Origin of the sequence: Streptomyces sp. NPDC056987 (assembly GCF_042673865.1) — a bacterium.
Taxonomy (GTDB): domain Bacteria; phylum Actinomycetota; class Actinomycetes; order Streptomycetales; family Streptomycetaceae; genus Streptomyces.
On record NZ_JBHURV010000033.1, the window covers coordinates 83,910 to 101,557 of the forward strand.

Sequence of the window (17,648 nt, forward strand, 5' to 3'; positions counted from 1 at the left end):
ACCGCAGCACTCTCTTGAGAACCGTCGTGGCAGCGATGTCACCGTGGGTTCAAATCCCGCAGTTCCTTCCTGCTTCAACCGGGCGGCGCCCTCACAGCCTGCCGGTGATGACCCCGCGCCAGGTCCACCCCGCGCCCAGGACGATGTCCTGTACCGGGGTCTTCAGGTCGGCGCTGTTGAAGGTGAACGTTTCGGTCGTTCCCGGGGCGTCGGCTTCGTTTCCGCCGAGTGTCCAGCGCTTCGAGACTGTCTGCATCTGGCCGCGTTGGGCCTTGGCCGCGATGGTCAGGCTGGGGGTGTCGCCGGCCCATGTGATCTCGTACTGCTGGTCCAGCGAGCGGACTTCGGACTTCTCCGGGACCAGGCGCATACGGACCTGGAAGACGCGGCTCACCTGCGTGCGGACGAAGAAGCTCTGCCACGCCGGGTCCAGGACGCGCCACTCGGCCAGCAGGTCGGCGCCCTCCTCGTGGCCGGCCCGGATGGCGTACGGGGCGTCGGGGCGGTTGAGGGCGAGCAGGGCCGCGTGGAGTTCGGCGGCGGTGCGTGGGGGGACACCGGGGGCGGGGCGCCTGGTTCCGGTCAGCTTGTCGAAGAGGCCCATGGGGGCAACCTATGAGGAGGAGGTCCGGCTCCGGGTGGCCGGGGGCTCCTCCGGGGTGTGCGTCCGTATGGCGGAATGGGTTTTCTGTTGCACCTCTGTTGTATCTATGATGTGCGCATGCCGCCCGCTGCCGCCGCCCCGCTGAAACAACCGCCTGCCGCCGACCGTGTCTACAGCCATGTGAAGGAAGCCGTGCTCGACCGCCGCTACGAGGGCGGGACGCTGCTCACCGAAGGGGAGCTGGCCGAGGCCGTCGGGGTGTCCCGTACGCCCGTGCGTGAGGCGTTGCTCAAGCTGGAGGTCGAGGGGCTGATCAAGCTCTATCCGAAGAAGGGCGCGCTCGTCCTCGCCGTCTCCGCGCAGGAGATCGCGGATGTCGTCGAGACCCGGCTGCTGGTCGAGGAGCACGCCGTACGGAAGGCCGTGCCCGCGTCCGCGGTGTTCCTGGCGCGGCTGGAGGAGCTGCTGGACGAGCAGCGGCAGCGGGCCGAGGAGGGGGATCTCGGGGCCGTCGCCGTGTCCGACCGGTGCTTCCACGCCGAGATCGTGCGCAACGCGGGCAACCAGATCCTCTCCAAGCTGTACGACCAGCTCAGGGACCGGCAGCTGCGGATGGGCGTCGCCGTGATGGAGGCGCATCCGGACCGGATCGCCAAGAACGTCACCGAGCACGCCGAGCTGCTCGAAGCCATCCGGGCGGGCGACGCCGACGTCGCCGCCGCCTGTGTGCGCCGCCACGTCAGCCGCGTCAAGGTGCTGGTCCGGGGTGAGGACTGGTGAGCGCCGTCTCCGTGACCCTGCCGGGTGACCCGCCCGGCGGCCGGCGCGCCACCTGGATGTGGGGCATCGGCGTCGCCGTCTACTTCGTCGCCGTCATCTTCCGTACGAGCCTGGGCGTGGCCGGTCTCGACGCCGTCGAGCGCTTCCACATCAACGCCTCGGCCCTGTCGACCTTCTCGATCCTCCAGGTGCTCGTGTACGCGGGCATGCAGATACCGGTCGGCCTGATGGTCGACCGGCTCGGCACGAAGAAGGTGCTCGCCCTCGGCGTCGTGCTCTTCACCGCCGGGCAGATCGGCTTCGCGCTCTCCCCCTCGTACGGCACGGCGCTCGCCGCCCGCGCCCTCCTCGGCTGCGGCGACGCGATGACCTTCATCAGTGTGCTGCGGCTCGGCACCCGCTGGTTCCCGGCCCGCCGCGTACCGATGATCGCGCAGGTGGCCGCGTTGTTCGGGATGGCGGGGAACCTCGTCTCCACCATCTTCATCTCGCGCTCCCTGGGCGCCCTCGGCTGGACCGTGACGTTCGCCGGCAGCGCGCTGGCCGGGGTGGTCGTTCTCGTCCTGCTGGTGCTCTTCCTCAAGGACCACCCGGAGGGGCACGAGCCGCCGCCCGCCGAGCACGCGGGCGTGACATACGTACGGAAGCAGATCGCCGCGGCCTGGCGCGAGCCCGGCACCCGGCTGGGGCTGTGGGTGCACTTCACCACCCAGTTCCCCGCGATGTTCTTCCTGCTGCTCTGGGGGATGCCGTTCCTCGTCGAGGCGCAGGGCATGTCGCGCGCCTCCGCGGGGGAGCTGCTCACCCTGGTCGTGCTCTCCAACATGGTCGTCGGGCTGGTGTACGGGCAGGTCATCGCCCGGCACCACGCGGCCAGGCTGCCGCTCGCCCTCGGCACGGTCGGGGCGACCGCGCTGGTCTGGGTGGCGGTCGTCGCGTACCCCGGCGAGCGCGCCCCCCTGTGGCTGCTGATCACGCTCTGCGCGGTCCTCGGCGCCTGCGGGCCCGCGTCGATGATCGGCTTCGACTTCGCCCGGCCCGCGAACCCGCCCGAGCGTCAGGGCACGGCCTCCGGAATCGTCAACATGGGTGGTTTCACGGCCTCGATGACGACGCTCTTCGCGGTCGGTGTCCTGCTGGACGCCACCGACGACAACTACCGGATCGCGTTCTCGTCCGTCTTCGTCCTCCAGACGATCGGGATCACGCAGATCCTGCGGCTGCGCTCGCGCAGCGCGCGGCGCGAGCGCGAGCGGCTGGTGGCGAGCCGGGTGGAGGCCGTGCACGTTCCTGTCTGACGCGAGCCGTCAGGGGGTGACGGCGAAGTTGCGCAGGATCGCCTCCGCCAGCTCCTGATCGCCGTCCACCTTCAGCCGGTCCTCGACCGCCGCCGGCCGCACCCGTCCGCACGCCAGCCGGAAGTACGACTCCCAGTCCGTCGCGAGCGTGACGACGGGGCCGAGCGAGGGCGAACCGTCGATCGAGCCGCGGCCCTCCGCGTTCACCCGGACCGTACGGAGGAACTCCACCGGGCCGCTCACATCGATGACGACCGCCGAATGGGGCGGCGCGCCCGCGTCCTTGGCGACGACCTTCGGCAGCGCGGACAGCAGGACGTCACGGGTGACCAGGGCGCCGGGGGAGTCCAGGTTCCCGGGCCTGTTGAGCGCGGAACGCAGATCCTGCTCGTGCACCCAGATGTCGAACGCCCGCATCCGCATGGCGGTCTCCAGGGTCTGCTCGGTGCCGAGCGGCGCGCGGACCATGGTCTCGGGCGCGCGGGTCTCGTTCCGCAGCTGCCGGTTGCGGCGGATGATCGTGTACTCCAGCTCGGCGGTCATCTCCGGCGCGGTGTGGTGGCGCCGCACATCGACCTGCATCTCCATGTAGCGCGTGTGGTCGTCCCGTACGTGATAGAGATCCCGTGGCAGCGAGTGGATCGGCCGTGGGTCCCCGAGCATCTCGCAGTCCAGGCCGATGACATGCGAGACGATGTCCCGCACGGACCAGCCGGGGCACGGGGTGCGCCGGTTCCATTCACCCTCGACGAGCGGCTGCACCAGCTCGGCTATGGCCTCGATGGAGTGGGTCCAGGCATCGGCGTAGGTCTGAAGGCTGGGATGGACGGTCACGGGACCCCTCGGCGGTTCTGCGGTACGCGGGCTGGCTTGCTGGCGGGCGGGCGGCGGCTGCGGGCTGCGTGGGAGGTTCGGCAGCTAAGTTACGCTGCCCGATGGCACCCCGGCAGTGCTTTCGTGTGACGATCGTAGGGCCCGTGTTGACGGTCCGAATGCCAGGACGGTGGTACTGTGCGCGCTTCGCTCATCCAGATCGCAGTAGACCCGGACGAATCGGTCGATTCCCGCAGGCGGCGCGCGGCCGCGCTGGTACGGGAACAGCGTGGCGCCGATCTCGTGGTCCTCCCGGAGCTCTGGACGGTCGGTGCGTTCGCGTACGAGTCCTTCGCGGCGGAGGCGGAGCCGGCGGACGGGCCGACCTTCGCGGCGATGTCCGGCGCGGCGCGCGACGCGGGGGTCTGGCTGCACGCCGGTTCCGTGGTGGAGGCGGCGGAGGGCGGGCTCTTCAACACCACGCTCGTCATCTCCCCCGCCGGTGAACTCGTCCGTACGTACCGCAAGATCCACCGGTTCGGCTTCGACCAGGGCGAGGCGGCGCTGATGGAGGCGGGCGGCGAACTCGTCACCGTACCGCTGCCGGAGACCACCCTCGGCCTCGCCACCTGCTACGACCTCCGCTTCCCCGAACTGTTCCGCGGCCTGATCGGCGCGGGCGCCGAACTGCTCGTCGTATCGGCCGGCTGGCCCGCGCGCCGGCGTGCGCACTGGACGCTGCTCGCGCAGGCGCGCGCCGTGGAGAACCAGGCGTACGTCCTGGCCTGCGCGAGCGCCGGCACGCACGCCGGGGTGGAGCAGGCGGGGCACAGCATCGTCGTGGACCCCTGGGGCGAGGTGCTCGCGGAGGCGGGCACGGCGGAGGAGGTGCTGACCGTAGAGGTGGACCCGGCGAAGGTCGCCCGGACGCGCGAACAGTTCCCGGCGCTCAAGGACCGCCGCCTCGGACTGGAGACCCCGCCGCACCGCTGATCCCGTACGGGTGGGCCGGTCCCGTACGGGTGGTGCGTGGGTGACCCCTGGGGAAGTGGCACCCTGGAACCATGAACGACGCGACCCCCGCCCCCTCCCGTCGCGCCCGCGTGCGCGCCCCCGAACTGATCGGCAAGGGCGGCTGGCTCAATACGGGTGACACCTCCTACACCCTCGCCGACCTGCGTGGACGCATCGTCATCCTCGACTTCTGGACGTTCTGCTGCATCAACTGTCTGCATGTCCTCGACGAGCTGCGGGAGCTGGAGGAGAAGCACCGGGACACCGTGGTGATCATCGGTGTCCACTCGCCGAAGTTCGTGCACGAGGCCGAGCACCAGGCCGTGGTCGACGCCGTCGAGCGGTACGAGGTGCACCACCCGGTGCTCGACGATCCCGAGCTGGCGACCTGGAAGCAGTACGCGGTACGGGCCTGGCCCACGCTCGTCGTGATCGACCCCGAGGGGTACGTCGTCGCCCAGCACGCCGGGGAAGGGCACGCGCACGCCCTCGCGAAGCTGGTGGCGGAGCTGGAGGCCGAGCACGCCGCGAAGGGGACGCTGCGGCGCGGTGACGGGCCCTACGTGCCGCCGGAGCCCGTCGCGAGCGATCTGCGCTTCCCGGGCAAGGCGGTGGAGCTGCCCGGCGGCCGTCTGCTCGTCTCGGACTCGACCCGGCACCAGCTCGTGGAGCTGGACGCGGACGGCGAGACGGTCGTCCGGCGGATCGGGAGCGGGCAGCGCGGCTTCGGCCCGGACACCTTCAGCGAGCCGCAGGGGCTGGCGCTGCTGCCCGACGGCCGGGTGATCGTCGCGGACACCGTGAACCACGCGCTGCGTACGTACGACCCGGTCAGCGGCGTGACCGAGACCGTCGCCGGAACCGGCCGGCAGTGGTGGCAGGGGGCGCCGACCTCGGGTCCCGCCCTGGAGGTGGCCCTCTCCTCGCCGTGGGACGTCGCCTGGTGGGCGGACCGGGTGTGGATCGCCATGGCCGGGGTCCACCAGCTCTGGACGTACGACCCGGCCACCGGGACCGTCGAGGCCGCGGCCGGCACGACCAACGAGGGGCTGGTGGACGGGGACGCCGCCGAGGCGTGGTTCGCGCAGCCGTCCGGACTCGCGGCGGCCGGCGACCGGCTGTGGATCGCGGACTCCGAGACCAGCGCGCTGCGGTGGGTGGAGCGGAAGCGCGAGACGGACGCTGGGGCTGGAGCCGGGGATGGGGACGGGTTCGTCGTGCGTACGGCTGTCGGTACCGGGCTCTTCGACTTCGGGCACCGCGACGGCGCCGCCGCGCAGGCCCTGCTTCAGCACCCGCTGGGGGTCACCGCCCTGCCCGACGGCTCGGTCGCGGTCTGCGACACGTACAACCACGCGCTGCGCCGCTACGACCGCGTGACCGGCGAGGTGACCACGCTCGCCACCGATCTGCGCGAGCCGAGCGACGCCGTCCTGGTGGGCGAGGACATCGTGGTGGTCGAGTCCGCGCGGCACCGGCTGACGCGGCTGCGGCTGCCCGAGGAGGCGGTGCGCGTGGAGTCCGTCGCGCACCGTACGCAGCGGGCGGCGACCGGGGTCGCGCCGGGCGCGCTGCGGCTGGACGTGGTCTTCACGGCGCCGAACGGGCAGAAGCTCGACACCCGTTACGGCCCGTCCACCCGGCTGCTGGTCTCGGCGACCCCGCCGGAACTGCTGCTGGAGGGCGGCGGCGCCGGTACGGACCTCAGCCGCGATCTGGTGCTGGCCGACGGCGTCCCGGAGGGGGTGCTGCACGTCTCCGCGATGGCGGCCTCCTGCGACGACGACCCGCTGAACGAGTACCCGGCCTGCCATGTCCACCAGCAGGACTGGGGTGTGCCGGTCGTGGTCGACGACACGGGGACGAACCGTCTCGGGCTCGTCCTCGCCGGACTCGACGCGTAGGGCCTGGCGGCCACGCGACTAGGCATGTCGGCCCCCGCGACGCGCCGGCGGCCGGTCAGAAGTGGTCGTCCCGGTCCACGACGGTCGGGGCGACCGGAGTGACGACCGCCCTGCGGCGGCGGGCGATGCTGGTCATGACGGCGGTGCCGATGATGCCGACCACCATCATGATCACGCCGACCAGGTCCAGGTTGACGCTGTCGAGTTCCCAGTCGGTCGCGAAGGTCAGGATCGCGCCGACCGCGATGAGTGTGATGCATCCGCCTATGCCCATGGGGCCCGCCTCTTCACAGGAGTCGTGTCGTGCCGGGTTTCCGTCGTCCCCTCGGGTACCCCTCACCGGCACAGCCACTCCCGCGGCGCGTACGTCCCCGGCTCGCGCCGCTGGGCTCAGCCCTCCAGGAAGGCCGCCAGCGCGTTCGCCAGGTGGTACGGGTCGTCCGCGCCGCACAGCTCGCGCGCGCTGTGCATCGACAGGATGGCCACACCGATGTCGACGGTCTGGATGCCGTGGCGGGCGGCGGTGATCGGGCCGATCGTCGTACCGCACGGCATCGCGTTGTTGGAGACGAACGACTGCCAGGGCACGCCCGCCTTCTCGCACGCGGCGGCGAACACGGCCCGGCCGCTGCCGTCCGTCGCGTACCGCATGTTCACGTTGACCTTGAGGATCGGGCCGCCGTTGGCGCGCGGGTGGTGCGTCGGGTCGTGGCGCTCGCCGTAGTTGGGGTGGACGGCGTGGCCGGTGTCCGACGACAGGCAGACCGTGCCGGCGAAGGCCCGCGCGCGGTCCTCGTACGTCCCCCCGCGGGCGAGCACCGAACGCTCCATGACCGTGCCGAGCAGGGGGCCCTCGGCGCCGGTGTCCGACTGCGAGCCGTTCTCCTCGTGGTCGAAGGCGGCGAGCACCGGGATGTACGGCAGCGGCTTGCCGGAGCCGGAGCCGGAGTTGGCGCCGGAGTTGGCGCCGGCCTCCGCCGAGACCGCGGCCAGCGCCGCCGTGCCCGCGTGCACCGACAGCAGGTTGTCCATCCGGGGGCCGGCCACCAGCTCGCGGTCCCGGCCGAGGTACGACGGCGCCTCGATGGCGTGCGGCATCAGGTCCCAGCCGGTGATCTCCTCGGCCGCCACGCCCACTTCGCGCGCGACGAAGCGGATCAGGTCGCCTTCCTCGGTCTCCCCGAGGCCCCAGATCGGCTGCATGTGCCGCTGCCTGTCCAGCTTCAGGCCGTCCGTGTTGACCGAGCGGTCGAGGTGGACGGCGAGCTGCGGGACGCGCAGCAGCGCGCGGTCGACATTGACCAGCCGGTGCGAACCGTCGCGCAGGCTGACCCGGCCCGCGAGCCCCAGATCGCGGTCGAGCCAGGTGTTGAGCAGCGTCCCGCCGTACACCTCCACCGCGATCTGGCGCCAGCCGTACGAGCCGGTGTCCGGCAGGGGCTTCACCCGCAGGTTGGGCGAGTCCGTGTGCGCGCCGACGATCCGGAACGGGGTGTGCGGCTTGGCGCCCTCCGGCACGAACCAGGCGATGAGCGCGCCGCCGCGCACCACGAACCGGCCGCCCTTCGCACCGTCCCAGGCGTCCGTCTCCCGCACCTGGCGGAAGCCCGCCTTCTCCAGGCGCGCCGCGGCGTTCGCCACCGCGTGGTACGGCGACGGGCTGGCCGCGAGGTAGGACATGAGGTCGTCGGTGTGGCCGCGGTCGAAGCGGGAGGAAGTGCTCATGCCCTCAACCCTAACGACGGGGTCCGACACCGGCCCTGCCAGTGCCGCGGGAGGCGCCTCCCGCACGGAGTACGGCAGGGCACCTCCCGCGCGGCGCGCGTCGAGGTGCCCTGCCGGGGCCGGGTGGCGGAGCTGCTCAGAACGCCGCTTCGTCCAGCTCCATCAGCGAGTTGTCCACGGACTCGGCGAGCGCCCGCTCGGTCGCGACGCCCGGCAGCACGTTCGCGGCGAAGAACTTCGCCGCCGCGATCTTGCCCTGGTAGAACGCGACGTCCTTGGAGGAGGCCGTCTCCAGCTTCTCCACGGCCACGGCGGCGCCGCGCAGCAGCAGGTAGCCGACGACGACGTCGCCCGAAGCCATCAGCAGGCGCGTGGTGTTGAGGCCCACCTTGTAGATGTTCCTGACGTCCTCGTCCGTCGACGTGAGGTCGGTCAGCATCGTGCCGACGATCGCCTCCAGGTCGGCGGCGGCCTTGGCGAGCGCCTCGCGGGCCGGGGCCAGCTCCGTACCGCCCGTGCCGACCGCGAGGAACGTCTTGATCTCCTCGGAGAGGGTGTTCAGCGCCTGGCCCTGGTCGCGGACGATCTTCCGGAAGAAGTAGTCCTGGCCCTGGATCGCCGTCGTCCCCTCGTAGAGGGTGTCGATCTTGGCGTCGCGGATGTACTGCTCGACCGGGTACTCCTGGAGGTATCCGGAGCCGCCGAAGATCTGGAGGGACTGCGCGAGCTGCTCGTACGACCGCTCGGAGCCGTACCCCTTCACGATGGGCAGCAGCAGGTCGTTGAGGCCGTGCAGCGCCTTGGTGGGCTCGCCCTCGGCCTCCTTGAGCGCGATCTCGTCCTGCACCGAGGCGGTGTACATGACCAGAGCGCGCATGCCTTCCGCGTACGCCTTCTGCGTCATCAGCGAGCGGCGTACGTCGGGGTGGTGCGTGATGGTGACCTTGGGCGCGGCCTTGTCCATGAACTGCGCCAGGTCGGGGCCCTGGACGCGCTCCTTGGCGTACTCCAACGCGTTCAGGTAACCGGTGGAGAGGGTGGCGATCGCCTTCGTGCCGACCATCATCCGCGCGAACTCGATGATGCGGAACATCTGGCGGATGCCCTCGTGCTTGTCGCCGATCAGCCATCCCTTGGCGGGGTGGCGGTCGCCGAAGGTCAGCTCGCAGGTGTTGGACGCCTTGAGGCCCATCTTGTGCTCGACGTTCGTGGCGTAGACGCCGTTGCGCTCGCCCAGCTCGCCGGTCTCCCCGTCGAACTCGTACTTCGGTACGAGGAAGAGCGACAGCCCCTTGGTGCCCGGTCCGGCTCCCTCGGGGCGGGCGAGGACGTAGTGGAGGATGTTCTCCGACATGTCGTGCTCACCGGAGGTGATGAAGCGCTTCACGCCCTCGATGTGCCAGCTGCCGTCCTCCTGCTCGACGGCCTTCGTGCGGCCCGCGCCGACGTCCGAGCCCGCGTCCGGCTCGGTGAGGACCATCGTGGAGCCCCACTGGCGCTCGACGGCGATCGCGGCGGCCTTCTTCTGCGCCTCGTTGCCCTCCTCGAAGAGGATGCCGGCGAAGGCCGGGCCCGAGGAGTACATCCAGACCGCCGGGTTGGCGCCGAGCAGCAGCTCCGCGTAGGCCCAGATCAGGGAGCGCGGGGAGGTCGTGCCGCCGATCTCCTCCGGGAGGCCGAGCCGCCAGTACTCGGAGTCCATGTACGCCTGGTAGCTCTTGCGGAAGGCGGCCGGGACCGGCGCCGTGTTGGTCTCCGGGTCGAACACCGGCGGGGTGCGGTCGGCCTCGGCGAACGACTCCGCGAGGTCGTTCTCCGCGAGGCGGGTGACCTCTTCGAGGATGCTCTTGGCGGTCTCGACGTCCATCTCGGCGAACGGGCCGGTCCCGTACAGCTTGTCGCGCCCGAGGACCTCGAAGAGGTTGAACTCGATGTCGCGGAGATTCGACTTGTAGTGCCCCATGGCGACGACTCCGTAAGGATCGGGAAGGCAGAAGGCAGATCCCTCATGCGGGTGCCAGTACCGGTTGGTAGCTATCGATGATGCTACCCATCGGTAATAAGATGCAACCCCGTACCGGGGGCGGGCGGGGCAATGTGACGCGGTAGACGGGGCTCCCGGTGGCGCCATTCCTCAGTACTCTTGCGTCCATGTACGGCTACGACCAGAACATGGGCGCTCAGCAGCAGTACGCGCACCCGCAGCAGCCGATGGGCGGCGCGGGCGCGGGCGGGTACGGCGAGCAGCCGCTGTATCCGGAACCGTCGCCTCCGTCGCTCGGTGACGCCGTGCGGGCGTTCACGACGGGGTCGCTCCAGGCCGAGGACTTCCAGCAGATCTTCGCGACGTCGAAGGTCTACTGCCCGCGGGGCGACAACCCCGGGTTCCTGGCGCTGCACAACACGCAGCAGCCGGTGATCCCCATGTTCAGCACGCTCAAGGAGCTGCGGCGGTACGCGGGCAAGGAGTCGAAGTACTTCGTGATCACCGGCGCGGAGGTGATCGACCTGCTGCCCACGGGGTACGGCTTCGTGCTCGACATGGAGGGTGAGCACCGGATGGTGTTCGACGCGAAGGCGGTCGAGCAGATGGTCGACTTCGCGATGCGCCGCATGTACGGCTGACGCGCAGCCGCGCGGCCGTGTGCCGCTTCCCGAGCCTGACCAGGGTCCGTACCGCATCGGTACGGGCCCTTCTTCGTGCTGACGTCGGCGTGCTCGCTCCCTGGGGGCGGCCCGGAGGCGGCCGGGGAGGCGGTCGGGAATGGATCGCGCCTTGCCAGATGTTCACCGTTCAACTAAATTGTGAGCGAGAGCCTGAGGAGGCCGTCATGCCCGCAGTGACCGTCGAAAACCCGCTGACCCTGCCCCGGGTGGCGGCTCCGGCCGACGCCGTGGCCCGCCCCGTGCTCGCCGTCACGACCGCGCCGAGCGGCTTCGAGGGCGAGGGCTTCCCGGTGCGCCGCGCGTTCGCCGGGATCGACTACAAGCACCTCGACCCGTTCATCATGATGGACCAGATGGGTGAGGTGGAGTACGCGCCGGGAGAGCCGAAGGGCACCCCCTGGCACCCGCACCGCGGCTTCGAGACGGTCACGTACCTGATCGACGGCACGTTCGTCCACCAGGACAGCAACGGCGGCGGCGGGACCATCCGCAACGGCGACACCCAGTGGATGACCGCGGGCTCCGGGCTGCTGCACATCGAGGCGCCGCCGGAGTCCCTCGTCACCTCCGGCGGGCTCTTCCACGGCCTCCAGCTCTGGGTGAACCTCCCGGCGTCCGACAAGATGATGGACCCGCGCTACCAGGACATCCGCGGCGGCCAGGTCCAGCTGTTGACGTCCCCCGACGGCGGCGCGCTCCTGCGCGTGATCGCGGGCGCGCTCGACGGCCACGAGGGCCCCGGCATCACCCACACCCCGATCACGATGATCCACGCCACGCTGCGCCCCGGCGCCGAGGTGACGCTGCCGTGGCGCGAGGACTTCAACGGCCTCGCGTACGTCCTGGCCGGCCGCGGCGCGGTCGGCACCGAGCGGCGGCCGGTCCGTACGGGCCAGACGGCGGTCTTCGGCGCGGGCGGCTCGCTCACCGTACGGGCCGACGCGACGCAGGACGGGCACACGCCGGACCTGGAGGTCGTGCTCCTCGGCGGGCAGCCGATCCGGGAGCCGATGGCGCACTACGGGCCGTTCGTGATGAACAGTCACGCCGAACTGAAGCAGGCCTTCGAGGACTTCCAGGCGGGCCGCCTGGGCGTGGTCCCCGCCTCGTAGGCGTAAGCCCGTGGGCGTGAGTCCGTAGGGCCCCGGGCCGCCGTGTCCCGCCGGGCCGGGTGACGGCGCGTCACCCGGGCGGCGGGGCAGCGCAGGACAAGCCCCGGCGGCCGTGGTCGGCTGGGTGGGTGTCCACGCCGCCGAACCCCCTCCTCCCCGAGAGCGCCCGGCGCCTCGCCGCGTGGTGCGGGGTCGCGCTGCTGGTCTCGGGGGTCGGGGCCGTCGCGATCTGGCTGTGCGTCACCTTCAAGACGGCCGTCACCCCCGTCCTGCTCGCCCTGCTCGGCACCGCCCTGCTCGGCCCCCTCTACCGCCGGCTCGTCGCGATGCGGCTGAACGCGTCGCTCGCCGCCGGCCTGACCTGCGTCGCCATCGTGGGTGTGGTCGGCGGCGCCGCGTACATCGTCGTCAGCGCGCTCGTCGACACCGGGGACCAGATCGTCGCCTCGCTGCGCCAGGCCGGCGAGCAGATCAGCAGGCACTTCGGCGGGGCCGCCGGGACCTCGCTGGCCGACCTGGCGAAGAACGCCAAGGACCTCGTCGGGAAGTTCGGCGCCACCGCCGCCTCCGGTGTCCTCACCGGGATCAGCGTCGTCGGGGAGCTGATCGCCACCGCGGTCCTCGCGCTGCTGCTGGTCTTCTTCTTCCTGCGGGACGCGCCCCGGGCCGCCCGCGCGCTGCGGGCGTTCGCCCCGGGCACGGGCGGGCGGGCCCTGGAGGTGATGGCGCGCCGCGCCTTCGGGGCCGTCCAGGGCTTCATGCGCGGGACGACCCTGATCGCGCTCATCGACGCGGTCTGCATCACCGTCGGCCTGCTGATCCTGCGGGTGCCCGGCGCGGTCGGGCTGGGGGCGCTGGTCTTCGTCGGCGCGTACATCCCGTACCTCGGCGCGGCGATCTCCGGTGCCGTCGCCGTGCTGGTCGCCGTCGTCGACCGGGGGTGGGTGATCGGGCTGTGGGCGCTCGGGGTGGTGCTCGCCGTGCAGGTGCTGGAGGGGCATCTGCTCCAGCCGATGATCCAGAGCCGTACGGTGCAGATGCATCCCGCCGTGGTGATGCTGGCGATCACGGCGGGCGCGAGCGTCGCCGGGATTCTGGGCATGCTGCTCGCCGTACCGCTGACGGCCGCCGCGTTCGGGGTCCTCTCCGAGGTGCGGGAACGTTACGCCGCGGACTCCTCCGGGGGCTCGTCCGCGCCGCCTCCGCCGTCCGGGCCGTCCGCGCCGTCTTCGTAGAGCTCGAACCAGATGCACTTCCCCTCGCCCCGCGGGTCGACCCCCCACGCGTCCGCCAGGATCTCCATCAGCACCAGCCCCCGCCCGCTGGACGCCAGCTCGCCGGGGCGTCGGCGGTGCGGCAGGTCGTCGCTGGTGTCCGCGACCTCGATACGCAGCCGGCGCGTCCCGCGCTCGCCCCGCGCCTCCGTCACCAGCAGCGCGTCACCGTCCGTGTGGACGAGCACGTTGGTCAGTATCTCGGAGACCATCAGCTCCGCCGCGTCCACCTGCTCGGCGTCCGCCCAGTCGTGCAGCAGGTCGCGGAGCTCGCGCCGGGCGTCGCCGATCCGCTCCGGTTCCGCCTGCGCGATGGTCAGCGCGGTCCTGCGGGCGGGCGTCCTGGCGGTACGGGAGGACGGCGCCGCCCGGTCCCGGGCGAGCAGCAGGAGCGCGATGTCGTCCTCGCGGCGGTCGGCGAGCGGCCCGGTCGTGTGGTGCGAGGTCGGGCCGTGCACGGCCTGCACCAGCGCGTCGGCCAGCCGCTCCAACTCCGCGCCGCCGTCGGCCACCGCGCCGCCGTCCGGCTCCGTACGGCTGTCCGGCTCCGTACCGCCGCCGCCGGGTCCAGTGGCGTCGTCCGGCACCGTGGTGCCGGTGCCGGTGCCGGTGCCGGTGCCGGTGCCGGTGCCGGTGCCGGTGTCAGTGTCAGTGTCAGTGTCGTCGGACCGCCGCTCCAGTACCTGGCGCAGCCGCGCCCAGCCCGTCGCGAGGTCGTGCCCGCCCGTCTCGATCAGCCCGTCCGTGCAGAGCATCAGCAGCTCACCGGGGCCGAGCTGGAGCCGGGTCGTCGGATAGTCGGAGTCGGCCTCGATCCCGAGCGGCAGCCCGCCCGCGGTCTGCCGGACCACGGCGGTGCCGTCGGCCGTGCGGATCACCGGGTCCGGGTGGCCGGCGCGGGCGATGTCGAGGGTGCCCGTCTCCGGGTCGACCTCCAGATAGAGGCAGGTCGCGAAGCGCGGCCCGGCCAGGGCGTCGGGGACGCCGCCGTACTCCGCGTCCCCCGGGAAGAGCCCGGCCGGTCCACCCGGTCCGCCGGCCGTGCCGTGCGGGGCGCCGCCTCCGTCCGGCCCCGGGTGGTGCTGGAGCCCGGCCAGGAAGCGCGAGGCCCGGGAGAGCACCGCGTCGGGGCCGTGCCCCTCCGCGGCGTACGCCCGCAGCGCGATCCTGAGCTGTCCCATCAGCCCGGCCGCATGCACGTCATGGCCCTGCACATCCCCGATGACCAGGGCGAACCGTCCGCCCGACCGGTCATCGCGCCGTCCGTCCGGCAGCGGGATCATGTCGTACCAGTCGCCGCCCACCTGGAGGCCGCCGCCGGTCGGCACGTACCGCGCCGCGATCGTCATCCCCGGGATGTCCGGTCCCAGCCGCGGCATCATCGAGCGCTGGAGGCCGATCGACAGCTCGCGCTCGGACTCGGTGGCCTCGGCGCGGGCCAGGGCCTGCGCCAGCATGCGCGCGACCGTCGTCAGTACGGAGCGCTCGTCCGGTGAGAAGACGACACGGTGTTTGAAGGCCGCCATCCACGTGCCGAGGGTGCGGCCCGCCACGATCAGCGGGAGGAACGCCCAGGAGCGGCGGCCGAAGCGCCGCACGTACTGCCAGGTGGCGGGGTACCGGTCCGCGTACGACTCCGGTGTCGACAGATAGATGGCGCGGCCGGTCCTGATGACCTCGGCGGCGGGATAGTCGGTGTCGAGCGACATCTCCTCGAACGGGACCACGGCCGCGGCGTCGTGCCCGTGGTGCCCGATGATCCGCAGCCGCCGGCCCGCGGGACCGCCGGAGGGGCTGCCGGAGACGCCGAAGACCGCGAGACCGTCCGGCGAGAAACCGGGCATGGAGAGGGACGCGGCGACCCGCAGGACCTCGGCGGTGGAGCGCGCCTCGGCCAGCGCCCGCCCCGCGTCCAGCAGGAACGCCTCGCGGGAGCGGCGCCAGTCGCCGGTGATAGAGCCGTCGCCGGCGGTGCCGGGGCGCGGCTCGGTGACCTCCTGGACCGTACCGAACAGTTCGAGTTCCTCGTCACCGCCGGGGCGGCCGGTGACGACGGGCCTGGCCCGGCTCCGTACCGTACGGACGACCCGGCTCCGGCCGTCCATGACGCGCAGCCGGACCTCGGCGGGGGTGGACTCGGCGACGGCGAGGCGTACGACGCCCTCGATCTCGTTCCAGTCGACGGGGTGGAGGCGGGCGCGGACCGCGGCCCTCGTGGTCTCCAGGGGCTCCGCGGGCCAGCCGAAGAGCCGGGCGGCCTCGGCGTCGAGGGTGACCGCCCCGGACGCGAGGTCCCAGCGCCACAGGCCGGTCCCGATCGCGGCCAGGACATCCTCGGTTCGCATTGTCCCACTTTATGAATATGTGCGGAGCGAACGCCACTGAGGGCGGTGTCGGACACGGGCGGTAGCCTGTTATGGCCCAGCTGGTTTTTCCGAACCGGTTTTCCCGAACCGTTTCGGCCAAACCGGTTTGGCCAACCGGTGGCGCCCGGCGCATCATGCGCATGGCTCATCATGCGCGTGTCTCCCGTATGCGTCGCGCACGCCACGGGTGTCCCGCTCCGCCTCTGCCCACTCCGACTGCCAAGACTGGATGAAACGACGATGCACCGGTACAGGTCCCACACCTGCGGCGAGCTCCGCGCCTCCGACGTCGGCGCCGACGTCCGGCTGAGCGGCTGGCTGCACAATCGCCGAGACCTGGGCGGCATCCTCTTCATCGATCTCCGCGACCACTACGGTCTGGTGCAGCTCGTCGCCCGCCCGGGCACGCCCGCCAACGACGAGCTGTCGAAGCTCACGAAGGAGACCGTCGTCCGCATCGACGGCACGGTCTCCGCGCGCGGCGCCGAGAACGTGAACCCGGAGCTGCCGACCGGCGAGATCGAGATCGAGGTCTCCGAGGTCGAGATCCTCGGCGCGGCCGGGCCGCTGCCGTTCACGGTCAACGCGGAGGACGGGGTCAACGAGGAGCGGCGCCTGGAGTACCGCTTCCTCGACCTGCGCCGCGAGCGCATGCACCGCAACATCCTGCTGCGCACGGCCGTGGTCTCCGCGATCCGGCACAAGATGACCGCCCTCGGCTTCAACGAGATGGCGACGCCGATCCTCACCGCGACGTCCCCCGAGGGCGCCCGCGACTTCGTCGTCCCCTCGCGGCTGAACCCGGGCAAGTTCTACGCGCTGCCCCAGGCGCCGCAGCAGTTCAAGCAGCTCCTGATGATCTCGGGCTTCGACCGCTACTTCCAGATCGCGCCCTGCTTCCGCGACGAGGACGCGCGCGCGGACCGCTCGCCGGGCGAGTTCTACCAGCTCGACGTCGAGATGAGCTTCGTCGAGCAGGAGGACGTCTTCCGGCCGATCGAGAAGCTGATGACGGAGCTGTTCGAGGAGTTCGGCGGCGGCCGCCATGTCACCTCGCCGTTCCCGCGCATCCCGTTCCGCGAGTCGATGCTGAAGTACGGCAACGACAAGCCCGATCTGCGGGCCAACCTCGAACTGGTCGACATCTCGGACGTCTTCGAGGGCTCCGAGTTCAAGGCGTTCGCGGGCAAGCACGTACGGGCCCTGCCGGTGCCGGACACGGCCGGGCAGTCGCGGAAGTTCTTCGACGGCCTCGGCGAGTACGCGATCGGGCAGGGCGCCAAGGGCCTGGCCTGGGTCCGGGTCGGCGAGGACGGCGCGCTGGCGGGCCCGATCGCCAAGTTCCTGACGGAGACCGACGTCAAGGTCCTCACGGAGCGGCTGGCGCTGGTCCCGGGCCACGCGGTCTTCTTCGGCGCGGGCGCCTTCGACGAGGTCTCCAAGATCATGGGCGCGGTACGGGTCGAGGCCGCGAAGCGCGCCGGCCACTTCGACGAGGGCGTCTTCCGGTTCTGCTGGATCGTCGACTTCCCGATGTACGAGAAGGACGAGGAGACCGGGAAGATCGACTTCTCGCACAACCCGTTCTCGATGCCCCAGGGCGGCCTGGACGACCTGGAGTCGAAGGATCCGCTGGACATTCTGGCGTGGCAGTACGACATCGTCTGCAACGGCATCGAGCTGTCGTCCGGCGCGATCCGTAACCACGAACCGGAGCTGATGCTCAAGGCGTTCGAGATCGCGGGCTACGACCGGGAGACGGTGGAGCACGAGTTCGCGGGCATGCTCAAGGCATTCCGCCTCGGCGCCCCGCCGCACGGCGGCATCGCCCCGGGCGTGGACCGGATCGTCATGCTGCTGGCGGACGAGCCGAACATCCGCGAGACGATCGCCTTCCCGCTCAACGGCAACGCGCAGGACCTGATGATGGGCGCGCCGACGCAGCTGGACGAGTCGCGGCTGCGCGAGCTGAACATCGCGCTGCGCAAGCCGGTGGCGAAGCCGGGCGCCCAGTCCGCCGAGTAGCCCTGCGGGCCGCTGTACGCAGGTTGGTACGAGAGGCGCGTCGCCCGGACCCGAGAGGGTCCGGGC

Annotated in this window: 14 protein-coding genes; 8 read left to right on the forward strand and 6 right to left on the reverse strand. The window is 71.6% G+C overall.

Annotated features, from left to right (window positions below):
- Nucleotides 1-91: 91 nt before the first annotated feature.
- Nucleotides 92-604 carry a hypothetical protein gene (locus ACFTZC_RS31145; RefSeq protein ID WP_382895342.1) on the reverse strand — a complete coding sequence of 171 codons (513 nt, stop codon included), beginning with the start codon at nucleotides 602-604 and terminating at the stop codon, nucleotides 92-94.
- Nucleotides 605-721: 117 nt separating this feature from the next.
- Here ACFTZC_RS31145 and ACFTZC_RS31150 point away from each other — a divergent pair, with 117 nt between their 5' ends.
- Together ACFTZC_RS31150 and ACFTZC_RS31155 are read left to right on the forward strand one after the other, a co-directional pair.
- Nucleotides 722-1,384 (forward strand): GntR family transcriptional regulator, encoded by a 663-nt coding sequence (locus ACFTZC_RS31150; RefSeq protein ID WP_382895343.1) that lies wholly within the window; start codon nucleotides 722-724, stop codon nucleotides 1,382-1,384.
- A gap of 56 nt (nucleotides 1,385-1,440) precedes the next feature.
- The gene (locus tag ACFTZC_RS31155; RefSeq protein ID WP_382895375.1) at nucleotides 1,441-2,682 is read left to right on the forward strand and encodes a nitrate/nitrite transporter; all 1,242 of its coding nucleotides are present in this window, start codon (nucleotides 1,441-1,443) and stop codon (nucleotides 2,680-2,682) included.
- A gap of 9 nt (nucleotides 2,683-2,691) precedes the next feature.
- On the opposite strand, the gene ACFTZC_RS31160 is transcribed toward ACFTZC_RS31155, so the two are convergent.
- Complete coding sequence (locus ACFTZC_RS31160) at nucleotides 2,692-3,516, reverse strand: maleylpyruvate isomerase family mycothiol-dependent enzyme (protein ID WP_382895345.1); 825 nt, start codon at nucleotides 3,514-3,516, stop codon at nucleotides 2,692-2,694.
- Nucleotides 3,517-3,693: 177 nt separating this feature from the next.
- Between ACFTZC_RS31160 and ACFTZC_RS31165 the strand changes: the two genes are divergently transcribed.
- Nucleotides 3,694-4,488 (forward strand): carbon-nitrogen family hydrolase, encoded by a 795-nt coding sequence (locus tag ACFTZC_RS31165; RefSeq protein ID WP_382895347.1) that lies wholly within the window; start codon nucleotides 3,694-3,696, stop codon nucleotides 4,486-4,488.
- Nucleotides 4,489-4,559: 71 nt separating this feature from the next.
- Nucleotides 4,560-6,413 (forward strand): NHL domain-containing thioredoxin family protein, encoded by a 1,854-nt coding sequence (locus ACFTZC_RS31170; RefSeq protein ID WP_382895349.1) that lies wholly within the window; start codon nucleotides 4,560-4,562, stop codon nucleotides 6,411-6,413.
- A 55-nt stretch (nucleotides 6,414-6,468) separates the two neighbouring features.
- On the opposite strand, the gene ACFTZC_RS31175 is transcribed toward ACFTZC_RS31170, so the two are convergent.
- From ACFTZC_RS31175 to ACFTZC_RS31185, 3 genes are all read right to left on the reverse strand, one after another.
- Nucleotides 6,469-6,687: a DUF6458 family protein gene (locus tag ACFTZC_RS31175; protein WP_382895351.1), complete on the reverse strand. Its 219-nt coding sequence runs from the start codon at nucleotides 6,685-6,687 to the stop codon at nucleotides 6,469-6,471.
- Nucleotides 6,688-6,803: 116 nt separating this feature from the next.
- On the reverse strand, nucleotides 6,804-8,138 hold the full coding sequence (locus ACFTZC_RS31180; protein WP_382895353.1) for a M18 family aminopeptidase: 1,335 nt from the start codon (nucleotides 8,136-8,138) through the stop codon (nucleotides 6,804-6,806).
- A 136-nt stretch (nucleotides 8,139-8,274) separates the two neighbouring features.
- Nucleotides 8,275-10,101, reverse strand: a complete 1,827-nt coding sequence (locus ACFTZC_RS31185) for an acyl-CoA dehydrogenase (protein WP_382895355.1) — start codon at nucleotides 10,099-10,101, stop codon at nucleotides 8,275-8,277.
- A 188-nt stretch (nucleotides 10,102-10,289) separates the two neighbouring features.
- Between ACFTZC_RS31185 and ACFTZC_RS31190 the strand changes: the two genes are divergently transcribed.
- From ACFTZC_RS31190 to ACFTZC_RS31200, 3 genes are all read left to right on the forward strand, one after another.
- Nucleotides 10,290-10,763, forward strand: a complete 474-nt coding sequence (locus tag ACFTZC_RS31190; RefSeq protein WP_382895357.1) for an SseB family protein — start codon at nucleotides 10,290-10,292, stop codon at nucleotides 10,761-10,763.
- A 206-nt stretch (nucleotides 10,764-10,969) separates the two neighbouring features.
- A complete protein-coding gene (locus tag ACFTZC_RS31195; RefSeq protein WP_382895359.1) occupies nucleotides 10,970-11,917 on the forward strand; it encodes a pirin family protein in 948 nt (315 codons plus the stop codon).
- 128 nt (nucleotides 11,918-12,045) lie between these two features.
- The gene (locus tag ACFTZC_RS31200; RefSeq protein ID WP_382895360.1) at nucleotides 12,046-13,152 is read left to right on the forward strand and encodes an AI-2E family transporter; all 1,107 of its coding nucleotides are present in this window, start codon (nucleotides 12,046-12,048) and stop codon (nucleotides 13,150-13,152) included.
- Here ACFTZC_RS31200 and ACFTZC_RS31205 read toward each other — a convergent pair.
- A complete protein-coding gene (locus ACFTZC_RS31205; protein WP_382895362.1) occupies nucleotides 13,080-15,536 on the reverse strand; it encodes a SpoIIE family protein phosphatase in 2,457 nt (818 codons plus the stop codon). The genes ACFTZC_RS31200 and ACFTZC_RS31205 overlap by 73 nt on opposite strands.
- Nucleotides 15,537-15,797: 261 nt before the next feature.
- Here ACFTZC_RS31205 and aspS point away from each other — a divergent pair, with 261 nt between their 5' ends.
- Complete coding sequence (gene aspS, locus ACFTZC_RS31210; protein ID WP_382895364.1) at nucleotides 15,798-17,582, forward strand: aspartate--tRNA ligase; 1,785 nt, start codon at nucleotides 15,798-15,800, stop codon at nucleotides 17,580-17,582.
- The last annotated feature ends 66 nt before the right edge of the window (nucleotides 17,583-17,648 follow it).

What these genes read in the sequence shown, in the direction of transcription:
- ACFTZC_RS31145 (WP_382895342.1), bottom strand. Translation starts at nt 604, where the DNA reads ATGGGCCTCTTCGACAAGCTGACCGGAACCAGGCGCCCCGCCCCCGGT.
- ACFTZC_RS31150 (WP_382895343.1), top strand. Translation starts at nt 722, where the DNA reads ATGCCGCCCGCTGCCGCCGCCCCGCTGAAACAACCGCCTGCCGCCGAC.
- ACFTZC_RS31155 (WP_382895375.1), top strand. Translation starts at nt 1,441, where the DNA reads ATGTGGGGCATCGGCGTCGCCGTCTACTTCGTCGCCGTCATCTTCCGT.
- ACFTZC_RS31170 (WP_382895349.1), top strand. Translation starts at nt 4,560, where the DNA reads ATGAACGACGCGACCCCCGCCCCCTCCCGTCGCGCCCGCGTGCGCGCC.
- ACFTZC_RS31175 (WP_382895351.1), bottom strand. Translation starts at nt 6,687, where the DNA reads ATGGGCATAGGCGGATGCATCACACTCATCGCGGTCGGCGCGATCCTG.
- ACFTZC_RS31180 (WP_382895353.1), bottom strand. Translation starts at nt 8,138, where the DNA reads ATGAGCACTTCCTCCCGCTTCGACCGCGGCCACACCGACGACCTCATG.
- ACFTZC_RS31185 (WP_382895355.1), bottom strand. Translation starts at nt 10,101, where the DNA reads ATGGGGCACTACAAGTCGAATCTCCGCGACATCGAGTTCAACCTCTTC.
- ACFTZC_RS31190 (WP_382895357.1), top strand. Translation starts at nt 10,290, where the DNA reads ATGTACGGCTACGACCAGAACATGGGCGCTCAGCAGCAGTACGCGCAC.
- ACFTZC_RS31195 (WP_382895359.1), top strand. Translation starts at nt 10,970, where the DNA reads ATGCCCGCAGTGACCGTCGAAAACCCGCTGACCCTGCCCCGGGTGGCG.
- ACFTZC_RS31205 (WP_382895362.1), bottom strand. Translation starts at nt 15,536, where the DNA reads ATGCGAACCGAGGATGTCCTGGCCGCGATCGGGACCGGCCTGTGGCGC.
- aspS (WP_382895364.1), top strand. Translation starts at nt 15,798, where the DNA reads ATGCACCGGTACAGGTCCCACACCTGCGGCGAGCTCCGCGCCTCCGAC.